General features: G+C 65.7%; 18 protein-coding genes. 6 read left to right on the top strand and 12 right to left on the bottom strand.

Annotation, left to right across the window (positions count from 1 at the left end; translation table 11 throughout):
* Nucleotides 1-21: 21 nt before the first annotated feature.
* The gene (locus MUK71_RS07880) at nucleotides 22-1,773 is read right to left on the bottom strand and encodes a glycerol-3-phosphate dehydrogenase/oxidase (protein WP_423723414.1); all 1,752 of its coding nucleotides are present in this window, start codon (nucleotides 1,771-1,773) and stop codon (nucleotides 22-24) included.
* Nucleotides 1,774-2,014: 241 nt separating this feature from the next.
* Here MUK71_RS07880 and MUK71_RS07875 point away from each other — a divergent pair, with 241 nt between their 5' ends.
* Both MUK71_RS07875 and MUK71_RS07870 read left to right on the top strand, forming a co-directional pair.
* The gene (locus MUK71_RS07875; protein WP_231709776.1) at nucleotides 2,015-2,923 is read left to right on the top strand and encodes a sugar-binding transcriptional regulator; all 909 of its coding nucleotides are present in this window, start codon (nucleotides 2,015-2,017) and stop codon (nucleotides 2,921-2,923) included.
* A gap of 35 nt (nucleotides 2,924-2,958) precedes the next feature.
* The gene (locus tag MUK71_RS07870) at nucleotides 2,959-3,504 is read left to right on the top strand and encodes a DUF4334 domain-containing protein (RefSeq protein ID WP_227902058.1); all 546 of its coding nucleotides are present in this window, start codon (nucleotides 2,959-2,961) and stop codon (nucleotides 3,502-3,504) included.
* 4 nt (nucleotides 3,505-3,508) lie between these two features.
* Here the strand turns inward: MUK71_RS07870 and MUK71_RS07865 are convergent, their stop codons facing one another.
* The 7 genes from MUK71_RS07865 to MUK71_RS07835 form a co-directional block, all read right to left on the bottom strand.
* Nucleotides 3,509-4,336, bottom strand: coding sequence for an SDR family NAD(P)-dependent oxidoreductase (locus MUK71_RS07865; protein WP_227927893.1), 828 nt, complete (start codon nucleotides 4,334-4,336; stop codon nucleotides 3,509-3,511).
* Nucleotides 4,337-4,448: 112 nt separating this feature from the next.
* The gene (locus MUK71_RS07860) at nucleotides 4,449-4,748 is read right to left on the bottom strand and encodes a transcriptional regulator (protein WP_227927894.1); all 300 of its coding nucleotides are present in this window, start codon (nucleotides 4,746-4,748) and stop codon (nucleotides 4,449-4,451) included.
* Nucleotides 4,741-5,202: a hypothetical protein gene (locus tag MUK71_RS07855; protein WP_227902061.1), complete on the bottom strand. Its 462-nt coding sequence runs from the start codon at nucleotides 5,200-5,202 to the stop codon at nucleotides 4,741-4,743. The genes MUK71_RS07860 and MUK71_RS07855 overlap by 8 nt, the downstream gene beginning before the upstream one ends.
* Before the next feature lie 27 nt (nucleotides 5,203-5,229).
* On the bottom strand, nucleotides 5,230-6,201 hold the full coding sequence (gene sigJ, locus MUK71_RS07850; protein WP_227927895.1) for an RNA polymerase sigma factor SigJ: 972 nt from the start codon (nucleotides 6,199-6,201) through the stop codon (nucleotides 5,230-5,232).
* Nucleotides 6,135-7,295, bottom strand: coding sequence for an NAD(P)/FAD-dependent oxidoreductase (locus MUK71_RS07845; protein ID WP_227902063.1), 1,161 nt, complete (start codon nucleotides 7,293-7,295; stop codon nucleotides 6,135-6,137). The genes sigJ and MUK71_RS07845 overlap by 67 nt, the downstream gene beginning before the upstream one ends.
* Before the next feature lie 104 nt (nucleotides 7,296-7,399).
* Nucleotides 7,400-8,011, bottom strand: a complete 612-nt coding sequence (locus tag MUK71_RS07840; RefSeq protein WP_244802841.1) for a M15 family metallopeptidase — start codon at nucleotides 8,009-8,011, stop codon at nucleotides 7,400-7,402.
* A 161-nt stretch (nucleotides 8,012-8,172) separates the two neighbouring features.
* A complete protein-coding gene (locus MUK71_RS07835; RefSeq protein WP_227927896.1) occupies nucleotides 8,173-10,341 on the bottom strand; it encodes an ABC transporter permease in 2,169 nt (722 codons plus the stop codon).
* A 153-nt stretch (nucleotides 10,342-10,494) separates the two neighbouring features.
* Here MUK71_RS07835 and MUK71_RS07830 point away from each other — a divergent pair, with 153 nt between their 5' ends.
* Complete coding sequence (locus MUK71_RS07830) at nucleotides 10,495-11,157, top strand: TetR/AcrR family transcriptional regulator (protein WP_227927897.1); 663 nt, start codon at nucleotides 10,495-10,497, stop codon at nucleotides 11,155-11,157.
* A 102-nt stretch (nucleotides 11,158-11,259) separates the two neighbouring features.
* Here the strand turns inward: MUK71_RS07830 and MUK71_RS07825 are convergent, their stop codons facing one another.
* Both MUK71_RS07825 and MUK71_RS07820 read right to left on the bottom strand, forming a co-directional pair.
* The gene (locus MUK71_RS07825) at nucleotides 11,260-12,681 is read right to left on the bottom strand and encodes a YhgE/Pip domain-containing protein (protein WP_227927898.1); all 1,422 of its coding nucleotides are present in this window, start codon (nucleotides 12,679-12,681) and stop codon (nucleotides 11,260-11,262) included.
* A gap of 156 nt (nucleotides 12,682-12,837) precedes the next feature.
* Nucleotides 12,838-13,788 carry a zinc-binding dehydrogenase gene (locus MUK71_RS07820; protein ID WP_227927899.1) on the bottom strand — a complete coding sequence of 317 codons (951 nt, stop codon included), beginning with the start codon at nucleotides 13,786-13,788 and terminating at the stop codon, nucleotides 12,838-12,840.
* 121 nt (nucleotides 13,789-13,909) lie between these two features.
* Here MUK71_RS07820 and MUK71_RS07815 point away from each other — a divergent pair, with 121 nt between their 5' ends.
* The gene (locus tag MUK71_RS07815; RefSeq protein WP_227902069.1) at nucleotides 13,910-14,677 is read left to right on the top strand and encodes a MerR family transcriptional regulator; all 768 of its coding nucleotides are present in this window, start codon (nucleotides 13,910-13,912) and stop codon (nucleotides 14,675-14,677) included.
* 15 nt (nucleotides 14,678-14,692) lie between these two features.
* Here MUK71_RS07815 and MUK71_RS07810 read toward each other — a convergent pair whose 3' ends face one another.
* Together MUK71_RS07810 and MUK71_RS07805 are read right to left on the bottom strand one after the other, a co-directional pair.
* Nucleotides 14,693-15,163: an NUDIX hydrolase gene (locus MUK71_RS07810; RefSeq protein ID WP_227927901.1), complete on the bottom strand. Its 471-nt coding sequence runs from the start codon at nucleotides 15,161-15,163 to the stop codon at nucleotides 14,693-14,695.
* Complete coding sequence (locus tag MUK71_RS07805; RefSeq protein WP_227927902.1) at nucleotides 15,160-15,621, bottom strand: NUDIX domain-containing protein; 462 nt, start codon at nucleotides 15,619-15,621, stop codon at nucleotides 15,160-15,162. The genes MUK71_RS07810 and MUK71_RS07805 overlap by 4 nt, the downstream gene beginning before the upstream one ends.
* Nucleotides 15,622-15,755: 134 nt before the next feature.
* On the opposite strand from MUK71_RS07805, the gene MUK71_RS07800 reads away from it, so the two are divergent.
* Together MUK71_RS07800 and MUK71_RS07795 are read left to right on the top strand one after the other, a co-directional pair.
* Nucleotides 15,756-17,333, top strand: coding sequence for an NCS1 family nucleobase:cation symporter-1 (locus MUK71_RS07800; RefSeq protein ID WP_227927903.1), 1,578 nt, complete (start codon nucleotides 15,756-15,758; stop codon nucleotides 17,331-17,333).
* 86 nt (nucleotides 17,334-17,419) lie between these two features.
* Nucleotides 17,420-18,157: an aspartate/glutamate racemase family protein gene (locus MUK71_RS07795; protein ID WP_227927904.1), complete on the top strand. Its 738-nt coding sequence runs from the start codon at nucleotides 17,420-17,422 to the stop codon at nucleotides 18,155-18,157.
* Nucleotides 18,158-18,227 lie beyond the last annotated feature (70 nt).

Genomic DNA, 18,227 nt, shown 5'->3' with positions numbered 1-18,227 from the left:
TGCTATTTGTACTGTTGCCGGCTAGGAAGCCATGGCCGGAATCTTCATCCCGTGCTTGGTGACCAGCAGCTCACGGGTGGCCTTCACCTGCTGCTTGGCTTCGGCATCGTCCCAGCCGAGCTGCGGAGCCAGCAGGTCCGCCATCTCGGTGAGCATTTCCTCGGACACCAGGCCACGGAAGGCCAGCGAGGTGCGGCGGATCAGGACGTCGGACAGGCGGGTGATCTGCTCGTGCTCCACCATGTACTCGAGCTCGCGGGTGCTCAGCTCGGGGGTGGACGCCAGCAGCTGGTCTCCGCCCTGGGCCAGGAACTCCATCACGTCAGTGGCACGGGTGCCGTAGCGGGTCAGCAGGACGCGGACACGGTCACGGTCGGCTACCTCGTTGGCGGTCCGGTTCACCCACAGGCGCTCTTCGGCCTCGGTGCGCGGGAAGTCCTTGCCGCCGCCAATCTGGAGTTCGGCGGTAGCTGTCTTGCGCGGCATGCCGAGGGCCGTCATGGCCGCCGTGGCGAGGTTTTCGGACAGCGCACGGAACGTGGTCCACTTGCCGCCCACCAGGGACAGCGTGGTGACGTTCCGGCCGCCGCGGTTGTCCATGCGCTTTTCGATGCGGTAGTCGCGGGACACGAAGCCCGGCTGCGTGTCGTCATGCTTGGGCAGCGGGCGGACGCCGGAGAAGGTGTAGACAATGTGGTCGCGGCGCACGTCAACACTCGGGAAGACGTGGGCAATGAGCTCGAAGAAGTACTCGACTTCCTCGTCGGTGCAGACCGAGTCCTCGCGGATGTCGGCGTCAATGTCCGTAGTGCCCACCAGGACGCGGTCACCCATCGGGTAGATCAGGACAATGCGGCCGTCGGTGTGCTCAAAGAACATTTCCCGGCCGTTGCATGCTTCCAGCAGTTCCGGGTGGTCCAGAACAATGTGCGAACCCTTGGTGCCGCCCATGAAGGAGGTGCGCTTGCCGAAGGAGTCGTTGGTCTCGTCGACCCAGGCGCCCGTGGCGTTGATGACCACATCGGCGTCGAAGGTGAATTCCTCGCCGGTGAGTTCATCGCGCAGCAGCGTGCCGGCGTCGGTGGTGCCCACGGCGCTGACGTAGTTGCTGGCACGGGACTGCGGGTTGGCCTCGAGGCCGTCACGCAGCACGTCCAGGGTCAGGCGCTCGGGGTTGTGTACCGAGGCGTCAAAGTAGGTGGCCGTGTACTTGACGTCCGGGCGCAGCAGGGGAAGTTCCTGCAGGGACTTCTTTTTGCCCACGAAGTTGTGCTTGGGGGCCACGCGGCCGCCGCGGGAGAAGAAGTCGTACATCAGCAGGCCGGCCTTGATCAGCACGGCACCGCGCTCGGTGTGCTTGCCCTGCTTGTGCGTCAGGAAACGCAGCGGCGCGGCGGTGATACCCGAGAATGTGGTGGTGATGGGGATGGTGGTCTGCAGCGGCTTGACATAGTGCGGGGCCAGGCGCAGCAGCGCGTTGCGCTCGACGACGGACTCGTGCACCAGGCGGAACTCGCCGTTCTCCAGGTAGCGGATGCCGCCGTGGATCATGTGCGAGGAGGCGCCGGAGGCACCCTGGCAGTAGTCGCCGCGCTCAACGAGGGCAACGTCCACACCCTGCAGCGAGAGATCGCGGAAGGTGCCTACACCGTTAATGCCGCCGCCGACAATAAGCACCGAGGCCCGGGGACGGTCCTTCAGCTGCTGTACAACCGGACGGGTCCGGACTGCGGCGGTCTTGTCTGTACTACTGGGGTTCACGGAATTGTCCACGATATCTCCAAACGCTTCTGTGGCGGCTTTGCCATATCCCACAATGTTCAGAGTCCGCGGCCCGCCGCATCGAACCAATGCACAAACGTGCACCCTGCGATAATGGATTTATGGAAAACCTAGCGGTGTCGGTGGTCAGCAAGTGAACGTTGGTCTCACCATCCCTCCACGGGAGGCTAATGGCGGTGTTCCCGCCACGGAGAAGGAGGGCAGGGACCGGGACGCCCTGCGGGCCGCCCAAATGTATTACCTGCAGAACCTGACCATGGAGGCGATCGCCCGCGAACTGCGGGTTTCGCGCTCCACGGTGTCCCGTCTGCTGGCCCACGCCAGGAGCACGGGGCTGGTGCGGATTGAGATCCGCAGCCCCTCGGACCGGGCGCCGGCGCTCGAACGGCAGATCAGCTCCCGCTTCGGCGTCCAGGCGCACGTGGTTCCGGTGGCCGAGACCGTTTCCGCGGCGCAGGCATTGCAGCGGGTAGCCGTGCAGGCAGCGCACCTGATCAGCCCGCTCATCGATTCGGATGCGATTGTGGGCGTGGCCTGGGGCTCAACCCTCACGGCCGTGAGCCAGCATCTGCCGGTCAAGAGCACGCATGACAGCACTATTGTGCAGATGAACGGTGCGGGGAACTTCCGCACCTCGGGCATCACCTACGCCAGTGAAATCCTGCAGCGCTTCGGCCACGCATATGGTGCGCGGGTGGTGCAGTTCCCTGTCCCCGCGTTTTTCGATCATGCCGAAACGAAGGACGCCATGTGGCGTGAGCGGCCGGTGAAACGTGTGCTGGACCTGCAGGCCCGGATGAATACGGCCATCTTCGGTGTCGGTTCCATGGAAGCAGGCGTGCCCAGCCACGTGTACAACGGGTCCTACCTGGATGACGAGGACCTCAATGACCTGATGGCCGAAGGCGTGGTGGGTGACGTTGCCACCATGTTCTACCGGGCGGACGGCACCTGGGACGGCATCCGGCTCAACAGCCGCAGCACCGGCCCCGATCTTTCGACCCTCCGCCAGGTGCCGCGGCGGATCTGCGTGGTGGCCGGCGAAACCAAAACCACCAGCCTGCTGGGCGCGTTGCATGCAGGGCTGGTGACGGACCTGATCCTGGATGAAAACTCCGCGCGGCGGCTGGCATCCTCCTAGGTCCGGCGGTGGTCGGAGAAGGAAAGGCAGGACCCATGGAAAGAGATCCCCAGACCGCCCGGCGGCTGCGGGAGCTGCAGACCGGGGCGGACCCCGGCGCGATCCTCGCCTTCTTCGATGCCCTGCCACCGGTGACGGTATCCGAAATGTCCGGATCGTGGAGGGGTGCCGGTATTCCCACGGGCCACCCCCTCGACGGCCTGCTGGAACCGCTGGGCTGGCACGGAAAACGCTTTGACGGGCCGGAGGACGTTTTCCCGCTGGTCTTCTCCTCCGCCGTCGGCCTCTTTGCCGTGAATCCAGCCCCGGTTCCGCTCCGGGCCGTCCTGAGGCTGGCACCTGCCCTGCGCCGCTCCGGCCTGTTACACCGCATCCGGCCGCTGCTGCGGCTGCTCCGGACCCGGCACGCCCGGGCCCGCCTACGAATGACCGAGTACCGCGGCGTGTCGTCGGCCACCATGATTTATGATTCCCTGCCGGCCAATGACGTCTTCCGACGGGTGGACGCAAACACTGTCCTGGGGTGCATGGACCTGCGCGGCACCCGGGCGCCGTACTTTTTCGTGCTGCGGCGCGGGTAGGGACTCAGGAATCCAGCATGGCAACGGAACGGTTCCACAGCCCCAGAGCCAGTGCTGCGTCACCGGCCTGTTTGTTGGGCCGGGCCACCTTGCATCGCTCAAAGTACTTTCCGGTGGGGTAATCCTCCCCCGGTGTACCGCGTGCCAGGAACAGCAGGGTGCGCGCACCCTTTTCCGGGGTCGGCAGCAGCCGGCGCACCAGCGGCGCCTGGTAGAGGGAGCGCATGGCCGACCCTTCCGCGCTGGAGAAGCTGGAGCCGATGACGCCGGGGTGGAAGGCGGTGGAGGTAGCCCCGTGGGAACGGTAGCGCCGGTCGAATTCCTCGGTGAAAAGGATCTGCTCCAGCTTGCTGTCGCCGTAGGCCTTACGGGGGTTGTAGTCCTTCTCTTCCTCCAGGTCGTCAAGGTCCACGTGGCCGAAGTAGCGGTTGGCGACGCTGGAGGTATTGATGACCGTGCCCTTGGACCGGATCAGCCGGTCAGTCAGGAGCCGGGTGAGCAGGAACGGGGCCAGGTAATTCACCTGGAACGTCATTTCGTGCCCGTCATCCGTGACCTGGCGTTCCTTGCCGAAGATCGCACCTGCGTTGTTGGCCAGGACATCTATCTGCTCGTACCGCTGCAGCAGTTCCGAGGCCAGGTTCCGCACGCTGTCCAGGTCCGCGAAGTCGGCAAGGAAGTACTCCCCTCCGGTCTGCTCCGCCACGGCCGCCGTCTTTTCCCTTGACCGGCCGACCACCACTACGTGCTGCTGTTCCCTGGCCAGCGCTTTGGCGGCGGCAGCACCGATGCCGTCGCTTGCGCCGGTGATCACAATGGTTTTTCGACTCACGCACGCCTGCTTTCGGTGGGCCCTGCCGGGATCCTGGATGTTGGTTCCACCATAGCCCCCCGTGGTCCGGCTCCGCCCTGGGCTGCGCCCTGTGCGCCGCACCGGCTGCCCGCTATTGCCCGGCTATCTCCCGCAGCGCGCGGACGTGGCCGTCAAAGGCATCCGCACCTGTGGGGGTAAGGCGCACCCAGGTCAGGCGCCGGGAGTCCCCACGGTTCGCGGATGCCTGTTTGACCAGCCGGACATACCCTGCATCGGCCAAGAGTTTCAGGTGCTTGGACAACGCCGCATCCGCCACCCCCAGGGTGTCGCGCAGGACGGCGAAGTCCAGCTGCTCAACCGGCCTGAGCAGTCCGCAGATCCGGAGCCGGACGGGCGCATGGATCAGGTCATTGAACTGCGCGTCAGGCACGGAGCTCGTCCAGGCCGCTTCGGTAGGCGACGCCGGAAAGCCACGTTGCCAGCACGAACGCCGCCAGGCTTGTGAGCCCCACTGCCCACACGATGCCGAGGGAAACCAAGGCCAGCGAGATGGAGAACAGCACCAGGCTTCCCGCCAGGATGCCGGCTACGGCCACCATGGCCCGGCGCCCCATCCGGCGGAACTTCACTCCGGTCTCGCGCTGGATCAGGTAAGTGATGATCAGCACCGCCACCAGCGCCAGCCAGGCGGAACCGGACGGCTCATAGTCCGCTCCCGGACTGGCCGCCGCCGCAGCGGCCACGTACCACGCAGCCACGCCGCCGTACCCTGCAAGCAACACCCTCGGCACCCGGACGGCACCGGCCAGGGTGCTGCGGTCAGCGTTCAGCATCCGGAGTCCGGCCGCGGCCTCTTCGGCGCGCTTATCAAAGTCATTTTCCATAACGGCAAGTGTCTATCTTATTTTCCATTATGGCAAGTGACTTTTTCCGGGGCCCTTCTGCATCCGCCGGAGCTTTTCCGGGTTGCGGACGGCGAATACCGACTGCACTTTTCCGCCCGCCGAAAATTCCAGCTGGAACACCGTGGTCACGGCGCCCTCCTCACAGAACGCGACGGCGGGCAGGCCGTTAAGTTCCATGAAGAAGGGCACCGCCCCGTCGCCGTACTTGTCCGCCAGCCCCAGCATCAGCCGTGCCACCTTCTCCGGGCCGTGGACGGGGCGCAGTGCAGCACTCGCCTTGCCGCCGCCGTCGGATACCAGCACCACTCCCGGCGCCAGCAGATCAACCAGCGACTGGACCTGCCCGGTCATGGCGGCCCGAAGGAAACGTTCCACCGCTGCACGGTGTTCACCGGTATCCGCACCGGCCCGTGGTGTGCCGGACCGCACCCGGGAACGTGCGCGGTGCAGCATCTGCCGCACCGCGGGTTGACCGGCATCAAGGACGGCGGCAATCTCCGCATAGCCGAAGTCGAATACCTCATGCAGCAGAAAGGCAACCCGTTCCGGCCCCGTGAGGGTCTGCAGCAGCACCAGCATCGCAGTGGACACTTCCCCCGCCGTCAGCACAGCCGCCTCGGGGTCCGCAGGGTGCGCGTCCTCACCGGTGGGCAGCGGCTCCGGCAGCCATTCGCCGGGATAGTCCTCACGCCGCCGGCCGGAAGCCCGGAGAACATTCAGTGCCTGCCGGGACGCGATCCGTGCCAGGTAGGCGCGCGGATCGGCCACGGGAGCCTGCACTTCCCGCCAGCGAAGGTAGGTTTCCTGCACCACGTCCTCGGCGTCTGCCACGCTTCCCAGTACGTCATAGGCAATGGTGAACACCAGCCTGCGGTGTGCCAGGAACTGGGCATCACGGTCCGGGCTGGCGCTCACTCCATGAGGTGAACGGACCGCGCCGCCGGCGTCGTCGTTGGCACCTTCGGTCCCGTCGGCCATGTATATGCCCCACTTCGTTTGGCTTCGCCGCGGATCCACCGCAGCGTCATGCGGCAGATGATTTCCTTCTGCACTGCCGCCGTCCTGCCGTGCAGGTGCAGCCGGGCAGGCGAATCGTCGGCAGCAAGGAACTGGACCACCGCGTCGCTGCGGCCCAGACTAATGCACACCCCTCGGAATCCGCTGTTATGCCGCACCCCCGGCATTCCGTCCACGGCGCGCAGAATGTTCCCTGCCGCGTCAGCACCCATCGGCAAAGCGGCGGCACAGCACATCCGCAGGTACGCATAGTCCGGGCCGGCAATCACGGCTGCGTCACCGGCACCGTAGATGCGTTCGCGCCCCTGCGCCTGCAGGGTGGGTTCCAGGCACAGCCTGCCGCTGCCGTCCACGGCCAGCCCGGCCTTGGCGGCGAGCTGCGGAACGGCAAAACCGGCACACCACAGCACGACGTCGGCGGCCAGGTTCCGCCGGACGTCGCCGTCGGTGGCAACGGAACTCCCGGTGTGCAGCTGCACCCCGGCTTTTCCGAGGCGCTTCACCAGGGCCCTGCGGGCCGGTATTCCCAGGGTCCGGGCCACGTCCGAGGCGCTGTGCAGAGCCACGCTCAGGTGCGGGAAGGCCCCCGCAGTCTCCGCCGCGGTTTCGACGGCGGTGAAGCCTCCGCCCACCACTGCCACCCGGCCGCCGGCGGGCAGTGCCGACAGTTCGCGGCGGGCGCCGGCGGCCCCCTCCAGATGTTCAATCCGCAGGGCACCGCCAGGGGCTGCGGCTGCCGCTGATCCCACGGCGTACACCAGATAGTCATAGGCAAGGTCACCGCCGGCGGCGAGCCGGACGGTGCGCATGTCCGGCAGGATCCCGGCTGCCGCATCCCGGACCAGGTGCACCCCCGGGTGCAGGACGGAGCCATAATCCACGGTGGCATCCGCGCGTGTACCGGCAGTGTATTCGTGCAGCCGGATCCTTTCCACGAACCGGGGACCGGGAGTCACGAGGACTACCTCCAGTCCGCTCCGTCCACTGGCCGCCAGCCGGTTGGCCGCCATGACTCCTGCATATCCGCCGCCCAGGATAACTGCCGTGGTGTCCATGGGGTGCTCCTTGTCTGTCTGTCCGGGCCCGGTGCGTCGCTGGAGCACCGGTCGTGAACATAAGACACCGCGGGGAACCGATTTGTGACAGGGTCCCGGGCGGGTTATTGCGTCAGCCCGGCGTATTCCTCGAGCGTGATTCCCTCGCGGTGGAGCCTGGCGGCAAGGTCTGCCCCCACATAGCGCAGGTGCCAGGGCTCGTAGCTGTACCCGGTGGTCAGCTCCTTGCCTTCCGGATAGCGGATGATGAAGCCGTACCGGTGCGCATTGGCTGCCGTCCAGGCCCCGGCGGGCGTGTGCTTGAAGCAGGCCTGCAGGGAACAGGCGGCGTCCGGGTTGCCGATGTCCACGGCGAGTCCGGTCTGGTGTTCGCTGTGGCCGGGCCGGGCGGAGATTGCTTCGGCCGCATGCCGGCCCTGGTTGCGGATGTAGGCGGCATGCAGCTCCGCCTGTGCCTCAGCGGACCGGAATCCGCTGACCGCCCTTAGCGGGGAGCCGCCTGCCGCGGCGTCGGCGGACATTCGGCTGTACGCTTCCGCGGCGTCGCGGCGCAGCTGCACTCCGTGGACGTCGGCAAGGTCCGGAGGCCGGAAACCTGGGTCGCTGAGCTGACGGTCCTTGTTGACGAGAACGCTGATGCTGGCGGGCGAGTCGAAGTCCAGGCCCGGTCCGGTGGCCGGTGCTCCCGGTTCCGTGCCGGCCGGCGGCAGGAACATCAGGAGGGCGAGACATACGCAGCCAATCAAGGCTATGTGCGTAGTGACGTACTGGCGCGGCATGACAATTCCTCCCCCAGCAACTTTCCCACAGCAGCGTGCAATTAATCGGATAGGACCCGCTGCAGGTGCAGCGGGTCCTATCCGACGGCGCGGTTTCCCTAGACGGTGGCGGGCTCGCGGTCCGGCGCGGCTTCGGCGGGCGCTGGCTCCGGAACAGGTGCCTCATCCACCGGCCAGGCTTCATCCTTCGGCGGCTTGATCCGGTCAATGATCATCACCACCACGAGGGAGGCGGCGCCCCAGATGCCCAGGGTCAGCAGGTGTGAGCCCACGGTGTCTCCGCCGAAGTACAGGATGGAGCGGATGGACTCCACTGCGGCCGGCATCGGCAGGATGCCGTGCAGGAAGCGGAAGATCTCCGGTTCCATGTAAATGGACATGGCCGCACCCGAGGCCGGGACGCCCAGGAACATCAGGATGCCGATGACCGGCAGGATGGCCAGCATCCCGATCAGGCGTTCAAAGACCGTGGTGAACATGGCCACGCAGAAGATGGCGACGGCGCCCACGCCCCAAAGTGCGAGGAAATGGCCATCGATGGCGCCCACAAAAACGTCCACAATGACCCAGAGGAACGCCGAGAAACCTACGGACCAGCCGGCCACGACAGGCAGGAGCCGGCGAAGCGGCCGGCTCGCGGGCTGCGCGGTTGCCCCCACCACAATGATCATGAAGCCGGCCATGATCCAGCCCATGGCCAGGTACATGGTGGCCATGCCCATGGAGTCTTGACCCGGCAGCGGAGCAATCTCCTCCGTGGCCAGCTGCATCTGCTGACCCGCGGAAACCTGGGCGAAGATCTGGCTGACCACCTGCTGGGCACTGACGCCCGCAGCCTGGTTTGTATAGAGAGTGGCCGCGGGGTTCTCCGCGGACGGCAGTACGTACGCTGCGGTGATCTCCCGGTCCCGCACCTGCTCCCGTGCTTCATCGGCGGAATCAAGTGCCCGCAGATCAAAGAGTCCGGACATGTTCTCTTCCAGTCCGGCTACGGCCTGTTCGGCCTGCTGCGTGGTTGCCCCCACGACGGCAACCGGCATATCCCGCGGTGCGGGCTGGTACATTGCGCCCAGCATCATGGTCAGCATCATGGAGACCATGGCCAGCGGGAAGAAGGCCAGGGTGAGGTAGCGCCAGACGCGGTTTTTCGGCCGCGGTCCGCCGTGCAGCGAGGCAACGTTGACGGGCAGCGGCTTGGCGTCCGGTGTTCGCCGGCGCTTCAGGGCATCCAGTGCCAGGGTCAGCAGCAGTGAGACCGCAGTGCCGATGGCCAGCACCAGCAGGTGCCGGCCTGCGCCGTCCCCGTCGAAGTAGAGCACCGAGCGCAGCGATTCGCCGGTCGCGGCCGCCGGCAGGAAGCTGTGCAGGAAGGGGTAGAGCGCGGGCATGGTGTGCACCGACATGCTCATATTCGAGGCGGGCACACCCAGCACCATCAGGAACAGCATGCCGGCAAGCACCGCCATGGGTCCCAGGATGCGGGTGAGGAACAGCTGGACGCTGCCCACGGCGAACACTGAGAGCCAGCAAATGCCCAGGACAGCAGCCGTATGGCCTTCCACCACGCCCATGATGGGTCCGACGACGGTCCACACCAGTGCCGCAATCAGTGCGGACCAGCCCGCCAGCAGCGGGACGAACCGGCGGAAACGCAGCAACTCGGGCGAGTTGGACAGCACCAGGCTCAGAGGCATGTACCCCGCCAGCATCAGGGCGGTGGTCATAAACATCGCACCCAGTCCGGCCATGTCATTCTCCGGCAGGGGTGCCAGGTCCTCCGTCGCCAGGGACAGTCCCTGTGCAAGCACCTGGGGAGCCAGCAGTGCAGTGACGGTCCCACTTTGGGAGGCGCCGGCCGCCCCGGCGGTGTAGACAGTGGCAGTTTCACCGGCCAGGTCAACGGCACCGGAAACCTCGCGGTCCAGCACCAGCTGTCGGGCCTCCTCCGCGGAGTCCACCCTCCTGACATCAACGGCGTCGGGATTGGCGGAGGTCAGTGCCCCGGCGAAGGAATCCGCCTGCTGCGCCGAGCCGCTGACGGCAACGGGCATGTTGTTCGGCTCCGGAGAATGCATGGCGGCCAGGTATCCGCCCACCAGCATGGAAACCATCAGCAGCGGCATTAGGAACATGGCGACATAGCGCCCGATCTTTTCCGCCTTGGCCCGTTTCACGGCGGCGGCGGAATCCCGGTCCGTTGGTTCCGGTTCAGTTGCCGGCTCAGTCTCCGGCGGTGAATCGGTGGATGTGGGGGACAAATTGGTCAAGAACGTGCTCCTGTTGAATCAAGGACGGCGGTGCGAGGGCGCAGGCCGGTGCGGCCCGGGCCGGCCAGTGGGACCGACTCGTCAAAATTACGCCATGTGGCGTAAATTGGATAATCGAAGCCCGCAATGACGTTCAAAGGAGAGTGTTCAGCCATGGGACAGCATGGGGAAAAGGCGCGCGGGGCACTGCTGGATGCCGCCGAGGAACTGTTCGCCGTCAACGGGATCGATGCCGTCTCCAACCGCCGGGTCGCCGAGCATGCGGGCACCGCCAACCACTCCGCTGTCGCCTACCACTTCGGCAGCCGCGACGAGTTGCTGCGGATCCTTTCGACGCGCCATCTGCAGGAAACCAACCGCCGTCGAACCGAATTGCTTCGTTCCCTGCCGGCGGATGCCGCCCTCCCGGACCTGCTGGCGGCCATGATCCTTCCGTGGGTGGAGCACCTGGCATCGCTGCCCGTGCCGAGCTGGCGGGCACGCTTTGTATCCCAGATCAGAAACGTCCCTTCGGTGCACGCGGTCAGTACCGACGCCGCGGCGGCCAGCCCCGCCATGGAGGAACTCGTCCGCCGCACCCACGCTGCCGCGGGCAACGTCACTCCCTCGGTGCTGTACGGCCGTTCCTCCATCCTCGGCGGCATGGTCCTCAGTGTCTGCGCGGATTATGAAGCGCGCGTCCAGGACGGCGTCGAAGAGCCCAACTGGACCGGCGTCGGCTATTTCCTGATTGACGCCTGCGCCGGGATGCTGGCCGCCCCGGTCACCCACCCCGGGGACTTCCTGGCCCAGCCGTCCTCGGTCTACCTGCTCTGAGCAGCTGCCCGCTTAGAGCGTCGCCTCCAGTTCGGACCACAGGGCGAGCGGGCCCACCTGCGGGCGCGGCCGGCGGCACGCCGTCAGTAATGCGCCCTGCCCCTAGGCGGGGGCAGCTGCCCGCAGTGCCCTGTATCCGAACATCCGGTCATAGACAGCGGCGAAGATCATCGCCAGGGCCACGGCAATCACCATGATGACGAGCATGCCGATCACCCCGCTCTGCACCCCGGCGTCGGCGTCGGCGTTGAAATAGAGCACCGCCCGGTTGGCCATGGTCATCTGGTACAGCGGTTCGCCGCGGGCAATGAACGTGAAGAATCCGGGCAGCGCCTCCAGCGGCACCACGCCGCTGGCCGCAGGCAGGCCCATAAACACCACGTAGATCAGGGACAGGATCATCCCGGCGCTGCCAAAGAGCGTAATCAGGGCCATGGTTACCGCCGACACGGTGACAATGGACAGCCACGTGGTGAGGAAGAACCAGCCGCCGTTCGGTATCGGCATGCCGACGGCGGAGGCCACCCACATCATCAGGCCGGCGGTGGGCAGCCCGCCCAGGACCACCAGGCCCCATTTGAGCAGATAGGTCTTCCAGCGGGCGGGCTGCAGTGGCGGGCCCAGGGAGAAGCGGGGCCCAAGTTCCACCGGCGCCACCCCCAGCCGGGCGTCCACCAGGAAGTGGATGGCCACGGTACCGCTCAGTCCCACGACCATCAGGAGCACGGAGTAGAAGAAGGCGCCCATGCCCAGGGCCGCCCCTTCCGGCGGCGGGTTGTAAACGTCCCGGGTAACGGAAATGGGCTCCGCCAGCAGGTCGGAGGACGTACCGTCAACCTTCGGCGCCACCTGCTGCTGCAGCTGGGGCGGCAGGTCCGCTCCCAGCCGTGCCAGCTCGCCCTGGAGTTCTGCCTGTGCCTGTCCCTGGGCTTCGCGTGCCGAAGCGGTCAGCTGTTCGCCCAGGGCCTTGTTGGCCTGTTCCACGGCCGGGTCCAGGGCAGAGGTGGCGAGGCTGCTTGCCAGCGGTCCTGCCAGGGGGTTGGTGTAGACGGTGATGTCCGGCCGCGTGACCTGCGTGTCGCTGAGTGAGCCGCTGACCAGTGCGGTGGCATTTGCGGAGAAGGATTCCGGGATTACCACCGCACCGTGGATCTGCCCCTTGCCCATTTGCTCCTGCGCCTCTTCCCAGGACAGGACCCGCAGGTCAATCTCGTCGTTGCTGCTGAACCCCTTCACCATTTCGTCGGTAATGTTCTGCCCCAGGTTCTCGCTGCCGGCAGGCGTCTGCGTCCCGCTGTCCTGGTTCACGACGGCAACGGGGAAGTGTTTGAGGTGGTTTCCCGGGCTGCCCAGGCCGCCGATATACAGGGCGGTGCCCGCCCCGCCGAGCAGCAGGAGGACCAGCAGCGGCAGCAGCCACATACGCGGTGAGAGGTACACCCCTGCCGTGGACGGCGCCGCACCCCGGCGGGTCTGCGGCGAAGGGGTTCCGGACTGATCCGGTTGCGCTGAATGTGCGGGCATGCGGATACCTCCGAAGCAGCCGGGCTGTACTGTGGACGCACCTTCTCGCCCTTACCGTTCGAGGCTAGCCCGCTGCCCTGTTCCGCGGATACGGTCCGGGGCCGCCCGGCCCGGCGGGAGGCCGAATTCCTGCCGGGCGGCCCGGAGCGGACAGCCCTAGTACTTGGCGATGAAGCGGCCGACTACTCCGCCGGCCCGCAGCTTGTCGATCGCGTCGGGAATGTCCTTCTGCTCAATGATGTTCATCGGCGGGTTCAGTTTCCCGGACTTCATCAGCTCGTACAGCGCTTCGAGGTCCTCCTTGGTGCCGGACTTGGAGCCCTTGATGGTGAGCTGGTTGATGATGAGCGGATAGGTGCTGATGTTCGCTTCCAGCCTGCCCATTCCCACCTGCACCAGGGTGCCGTACTCCGCCAGCGTCTCCACCGCCCCAGCCGTCGTGCTGCCAAAACCGGCATAATCCACGATCAGGTCCAGGTTTTTGTCCTTGAACTCGGTAATCGATTCGGCAACGCCGGCCAGCCCAATCTCCTCGGCCAGGTCGCGGGTTTGCGGGTTGATGTCGGCGCCGTAGACCTCGGCACCGGCCAGCACTGCCACCCGGGCGCCGATGTATCCCAGACCGCCCAGGCCAATCACGCCCACCTTCATTCCGGCCTTCGCTCCGCCTACGGCCATGATGGCGTGGTAGGCGGTAAGTCCGGCGTCGGTGGCCATGGCGGCCAGGTCAAAGGGGACTTCATCCGGGAGTTTGACCAGGTTGTCGTCCGTGGCGAGCAGCTTCGGACCGAAGCCGCCGTCCCACTTTCCGTAGCCGAGGGCATCTCCGTCGCTCATCACCGGTGCCAGGCCTACCCGGTCCCCGACCTTCCAGTGCTCCATGCCCTCGCCGACTTCGACAATCACGCCGGCATTCTCATGGCCCATGGTGCGGGGCAGCTGGAAGAACAACGGCATCCAGCCCGGATCATCCAGTGCAGTCACATCTGAGTGGCAGACTCCTGCCGCTTTTACCTCCACCACAACCTGCCCTGGCCCGGCGTGCGGCTCAGGAACCTCGTTGAGTTCCAGCGGCTTGTTGGTCCCGGTAAACTGCCATGCCTTCATGGAAATACTCCCTCCATGGGTGCGCTTCTGCTTACCTATCCAGCCTATCCCCGGCTCGATCGGGGCGCCTGCCGGCGGTCGTTTGACCTTGACGTTGCGTCAAGTTCTAGGCTGGAGGGGCATGGAAAGGAAACGCATGGACTGGTCCATCAAGGAGGTGGCGAAGCTGGTCGGGACTACGTCCCGCACGCTGCGCCATTACGACAGCATCGGGCTGCTGCCACCCACGCGTGTGGGAAGCAACGGGTACCGCCGGTATGGCCGGGACGCCCTGGTGCGGTTGCAGCGCATTCTGCTGCTACGCGACCTCGGCCTGTCATTGCCGCAGATCAGGAAGATCCTTGACGGTGAACAGGACGACTCAGCGGCCCTGACCCGGCACCTGCGCCATCTGCAGGCTGAACGGGACCGGCTGCAGACACAAATCAACGCTGTCCGCTCCACGCTGGCAGCACTCCAAAAAGGAGAGGACATCATGGCAGAGAAGATGTTTGAAGGTTTTGACCACACGCAGTATCGGGAGGAGGTGGAGGAACGCTGGGGCCCGGATGCCTATGCCGCATCGGATCGCTGGTGGGCTTCGCTCGATGAGGCGCGGAAACAAGGCTTCCAGGCCGAGCACGCCGCGCTCCAGGACGCCTGGGACACAGCCCAGCGCCAGGGACTGGCACCGGACAGCCCCCAGGTGCAGGAGCTAGCGCAGCGGCACGCGGCCTGGATTGCCGCTGGCTCCGGCAAGCGGCAGGCCGACCCGCGAATGCTCGAAGGGCTGGCGGACATGTACGCCGCTGACGAGCGGTTCGCGGTCCACTACACCCGCGAATTTGCAGACGGCGCCCGGTATGTCCGGGACGCCCTGCGTACCTATGCGCGGGGACTCGCCGGCTAACGCGCGTCACGCCCTCTACGGTTCCTGCTCCACCAGCCGCTGCAGAAGGGCCTCGAGCACCTGGATCTGGCCTTTGACCAGTTTGGTGCGCGCCACCGCAGGGGAAAACCAGCTGGCGTCGTCAATCTCGGGGTACTCACGGATCCGGCCCGAGCCTTTCGGCCATTCCAGGGCGAAGGTATTGCTCGCTATCCGCTCCGGATCAAAGTCCGATTCAGCAGTGAAAACCGTGATGGCCTTTTTCGCGGACTGGCGGAAACTGCCCAGCAGTTCATACTCCGCGGCGGGAGCGGGCGTGCCCATTTCCTCACTGAATTCCCTAAGCGCTGCGGTCAGGGGATCCTCCTCCGGCAGGTATTCACCCTTGGGGATAGACCAGGCATGCGTATCCTTCCGGGCCCAGAACGGTCCGCCCATGTGACCTATCCAGACCTGCAGGCCATCCTGCCGCCGCCGGTACAGCAGGATGCCGGCACTGGTGATCATGCGGGCTCGAACCCGAAGGTGACAACCGGCGGCACGTCCGCGCGCAGCCGCTCCAGGACAAAACGTTCGTGGGGAACGACGGCGGCGGGCAGGTCGTCGAGGGCAAACCACTCCAGCTTCGCCGCCTTGCCGGGCTCCATGATGCGCGGTTCACCGCTCCAGCGGGTGCAGGTGAAGAAGAAGTCCACCCGTTCGTCCACAGCCTGACCGCCTCCGTTGGTGCGGTGCATGGCAGTGAGTGGCACGACGTCGTCGGGCGCTACGGAGATGCCCAACTCCTCGCGCGCCTCCCGGGCTGCGGCGGCTGCCGCGGACTCCCCCGCTTCCACATGCCCGGCAGCGGCGGTTGCCCAATAGCCGTCCATGTATCCGGTGCCCTGCCGGAGCTGCAGCAGGATCCGATCCCCCCGCGGAAGAATCAGATAGCTGGCTGGCACTACACGGAACCGGTCGGTCACGGCGGATCAGTCTCCTTTTAAAGGGGCGGACGGCATCAGCCTAACGGCGTGCCGTTACACAAAACTAAATATGACGGGCATCACACTATGCTGGCTGGACTGTTCCGGATTACCGCCCGCAGGAAGGCCCGAAAATGTCTCACAATGCCCGCAGCGAACGCGCAAAGCGCGTGCCCCCGCATCTGGTGGACCCCGAGCCGGGAGGCGTGGGGGACCCGGCCGTGGCTTCCCTGACGGGAACAAAACCGGAGCCGGTCCCGTTGCCGCCGGGGGTCAGCCCGAAGCTCTACAACGCGGATCTGGCACCCACCACCAGAAAGGGACGGACCTGGCACGCCTACAGCATCTTTACCCTCTGGGCCAATGACGTGCACTCGCTGGGCAACTACGCGTTCGCCATCGGGCTGTTCGCCCTGGGCCTGGGCGCCTGGCAGATCCTGCTGGCCTTTGCGCTTGGGGCAGTGCTGTTGTTCCTGCTGCTGAACCTCTCCGGTTTTATGGGTGAGCGCACCGGCGCCCCCTTCCCGGTCATCAGCCGGATTGCCTTCGGGGTGAAGGGAGCCCAGATTCCCGCAGTTATCCGCGGCGCCGTCGCCATTGCCTGGTTCGGCATCCAGACCTACCTGGCGTCCGTGGTGCTGCGCGTGCTGATCCTCGCGCTGGCCCCGAACCTGGCGCCGCTGGACACCAATTCCTTCCTGGGACTCTCCACGCTGGGCTGGATCTCCTTTGTGGCCCTGTGGGTGGTGCAGGTGATCATTGTCAGTTTCGGGATGGAAATGATCCGCAAGTATGAAGCATTTGCCGGGCCGATCATCCTGGTCACCATGCTGGCCCTGGCCATCTGGATGTTCGTGGAAGCCGGCGGGTCCATCGCCTGGTCCACCACCGAGTCCCTGACCGGCGGCGAAATGTGGGTCCGGATTTTCCAGTCGGCAGCTTTGTGGGTGGTTATTTACGGAACCTTTGTCCTGAACTTCTGCGACTTCACCCGCGGCGCCCCTTCCGAACGCTCGGTGGTGCGCGGCAACTTCTTCGGCATCCCGATCAACATGCTCTTTTTTGCCGTCATCGTAATTGTCCTGGCCGGTGCCCAATACCGGATCGACGGGACCATCATCGAATCCCCCACCGACATTGTGAACACCATCCCCAACACGTTCCTGCTGGTGCTTGCGGCCCTTGCACTGATCATCCTGACCATCGCGGTGAACCTGATGGCCAACTTCGTCGCCCCCATCTATACCCTGGCCAACCTCTTCCCGCGCCGGCTGAACTTCCGCCGGGCCGCCCTGGTGTCGGCAGTCATCGGGCTGATCATCCTGCCGTGGAACCTGTACAACTCCCCCGTGGTGATTGTGTACTTCCTGGGCGGACTGGGCGCGCTGCTGGGCCCCCTGTTCGGTGTCATTATGGCCGACTACTGGCTGGTGCGTAAGGGCAGGGTAAACATGCCCGATCTCTATTCGGAGTCCCCCGACGGCGACTATGCCTACACCCGCGGGGTAAACCGCAAGGCGATCATCGCGGGCACGCCGGCCGCCGTCGTCGCACTGGTCCTGGCGCTGGTTCCCGCGTTCAGCCTGGTGGCCGGGTTCTCCTGGTTTGTCGGAGCCATCCTGGCAGCGGTCATCTACCTCATCATCACCAATCGGCACGGGACCTTCCGGGCTGTCGACGGCGAGACTATCGCCGTCGCCCCCAGACACTAAACGACGCAGACACTAAACGACGCAGGCACTAAACGACGTCGGCACTGAAAGACGCCAACACCGACGCAAAGCGAAAGGAAGACAGAATGCGCATTCTTGTGCTGAACGTCAACACCACGGAAACCATGACCGAGTCCATTGGCGCCGAGGCAGCCGCGGCTGCGTCACCCGGGACCGAAATCATTCCGCTGACACCGCTCTTCGGGGCGGAATCCGTGGAAGGAAACTATGAGAGCTATCTGGCCGCCATAGCGGTAATGGAAACCGTAAAGGCCTATCCCGAACCCTTCGACGCCGTGATCCAGGCGGGCTACGGCGAGCATGGCAGGGAGGGGCTGCAGGAACTGCTCGATGTCCCCGTGGTGGACATCACCGAAGCCGCCGCGGCCACGGCCATGTACCTGGGCCACAAATACTCGGTGGTGACCACCCTTGACCGCACTGTTCCGCTGATTGAGGACCGCCTGAAACTGGCCGGACTCCTGGACCGGTGCGCCTCGGTGCGGGCCAGCGGAATGTCGGTCCTTGGTCTCGAGGAGAATTCCGAGGCCGCAGTGCGTGCCATCACGGAGCAGGCCATGCTCGCGGTTCAGGAGGACCGGGCGGAGGTCATCTGCCTGGGCTGCGGCGGCATGGCCGGACTGAAGGACAGTATTGCGGAACGTACGGGTGCACCGGTGGTTGACGGCGTGGCAGCCGCGGTGACCGTTGCAGAGTCCCTGGTCCGGATGGGGCTGAGCACCTCCAAGGTCCGGACCTATGCCCCGGGCCGCCCGAAGCTGTTCCGCAACTGGCCGTTTGCCGCCGGTTCCCTGCAGCACTGATCAGGGTTCGGCTGCCGTTCCCAAAAGGCCAAACAGAAGCACCCCGGTCCGAGGACCGGGGTGCTTTTGC

Origin of the sequence: Arthrobacter zhangbolii (assembly GCF_022869865.1) — a bacterium.
Lineage (GTDB): Bacteria > Actinomycetota > Actinomycetes > Actinomycetales > Micrococcaceae > Arthrobacter_B > Arthrobacter_B zhangbolii.
Note: the sequence above shows the minus strand (reverse complement) of the source record. Positions and strands in the feature narration are given on the sequence as shown.

Excerpts from the sequence above, each read along its gene's own strand:
- MUK71_RS07870 (WP_227902058.1), top strand. The coding sequence starts at position 2,959 with ATGGAAAGAGATCCCCAGACCGCCCGGCGGCTGCGGGAGCTGCAGACC.
- MUK71_RS07875 (WP_231709776.1), top strand. The coding sequence starts at position 2,015 with ATGTATTACCTGCAGAACCTGACCATGGAGGCGATCGCCCGCGAACTG.
- MUK71_RS07855 (WP_227902061.1), bottom strand. The coding sequence starts at position 5,202 with ATGGAAAATGACTTTGATAAGCGCGCCGAAGAGGCCGCGGCCGGACTC.
- MUK71_RS07845 (WP_227902063.1), bottom strand. The coding sequence starts at position 7,295 with ATGGACACCACGGCAGTTATCCTGGGCGGCGGATATGCAGGAGTCATG.
- MUK71_RS07820 (WP_227927899.1), bottom strand. The coding sequence starts at position 13,788 with ATGAAGGCATGGCAGTTTACCGGGACCAACAAGCCGCTGGAACTCAAC.
- MUK71_RS07815 (WP_227902069.1), top strand. The coding sequence starts at position 13,910 with ATGGAAAGGAAACGCATGGACTGGTCCATCAAGGAGGTGGCGAAGCTG.
- MUK71_RS07795 (WP_227927904.1), top strand. The coding sequence starts at position 17,420 with ATGCGCATTCTTGTGCTGAACGTCAACACCACGGAAACCATGACCGAG.
- MUK71_RS07830 (WP_227927897.1), top strand. The coding sequence starts at position 10,495 with ATGGGACAGCATGGGGAAAAGGCGCGCGGGGCACTGCTGGATGCCGCC.
- MUK71_RS07800 (WP_227927903.1), top strand. The coding sequence starts at position 15,756 with ATGTCTCACAATGCCCGCAGCGAACGCGCAAAGCGCGTGCCCCCGCAT.
- MUK71_RS07810 (WP_227927901.1), bottom strand. The coding sequence starts at position 15,163 with ATGATCACCAGTGCCGGCATCCTGCTGTACCGGCGGCGGCAGGATGGC.
- MUK71_RS07840 (WP_244802841.1), bottom strand. The coding sequence starts at position 8,011 with ATGTTCCTGCCGCCGGCCGGCACGGAACCGGGAGCACCGGCCACCGGA.
- sigJ (WP_227927895.1), bottom strand. The coding sequence starts at position 6,201 with ATGGCCGACGGGACCGAAGGTGCCAACGACGACGCCGGCGGCGCGGTC.
- MUK71_RS07825 (WP_227927898.1), bottom strand. The coding sequence starts at position 12,681 with ATGCCCGCACATTCAGCGCAACCGGATCAGTCCGGAACCCCTTCGCCG.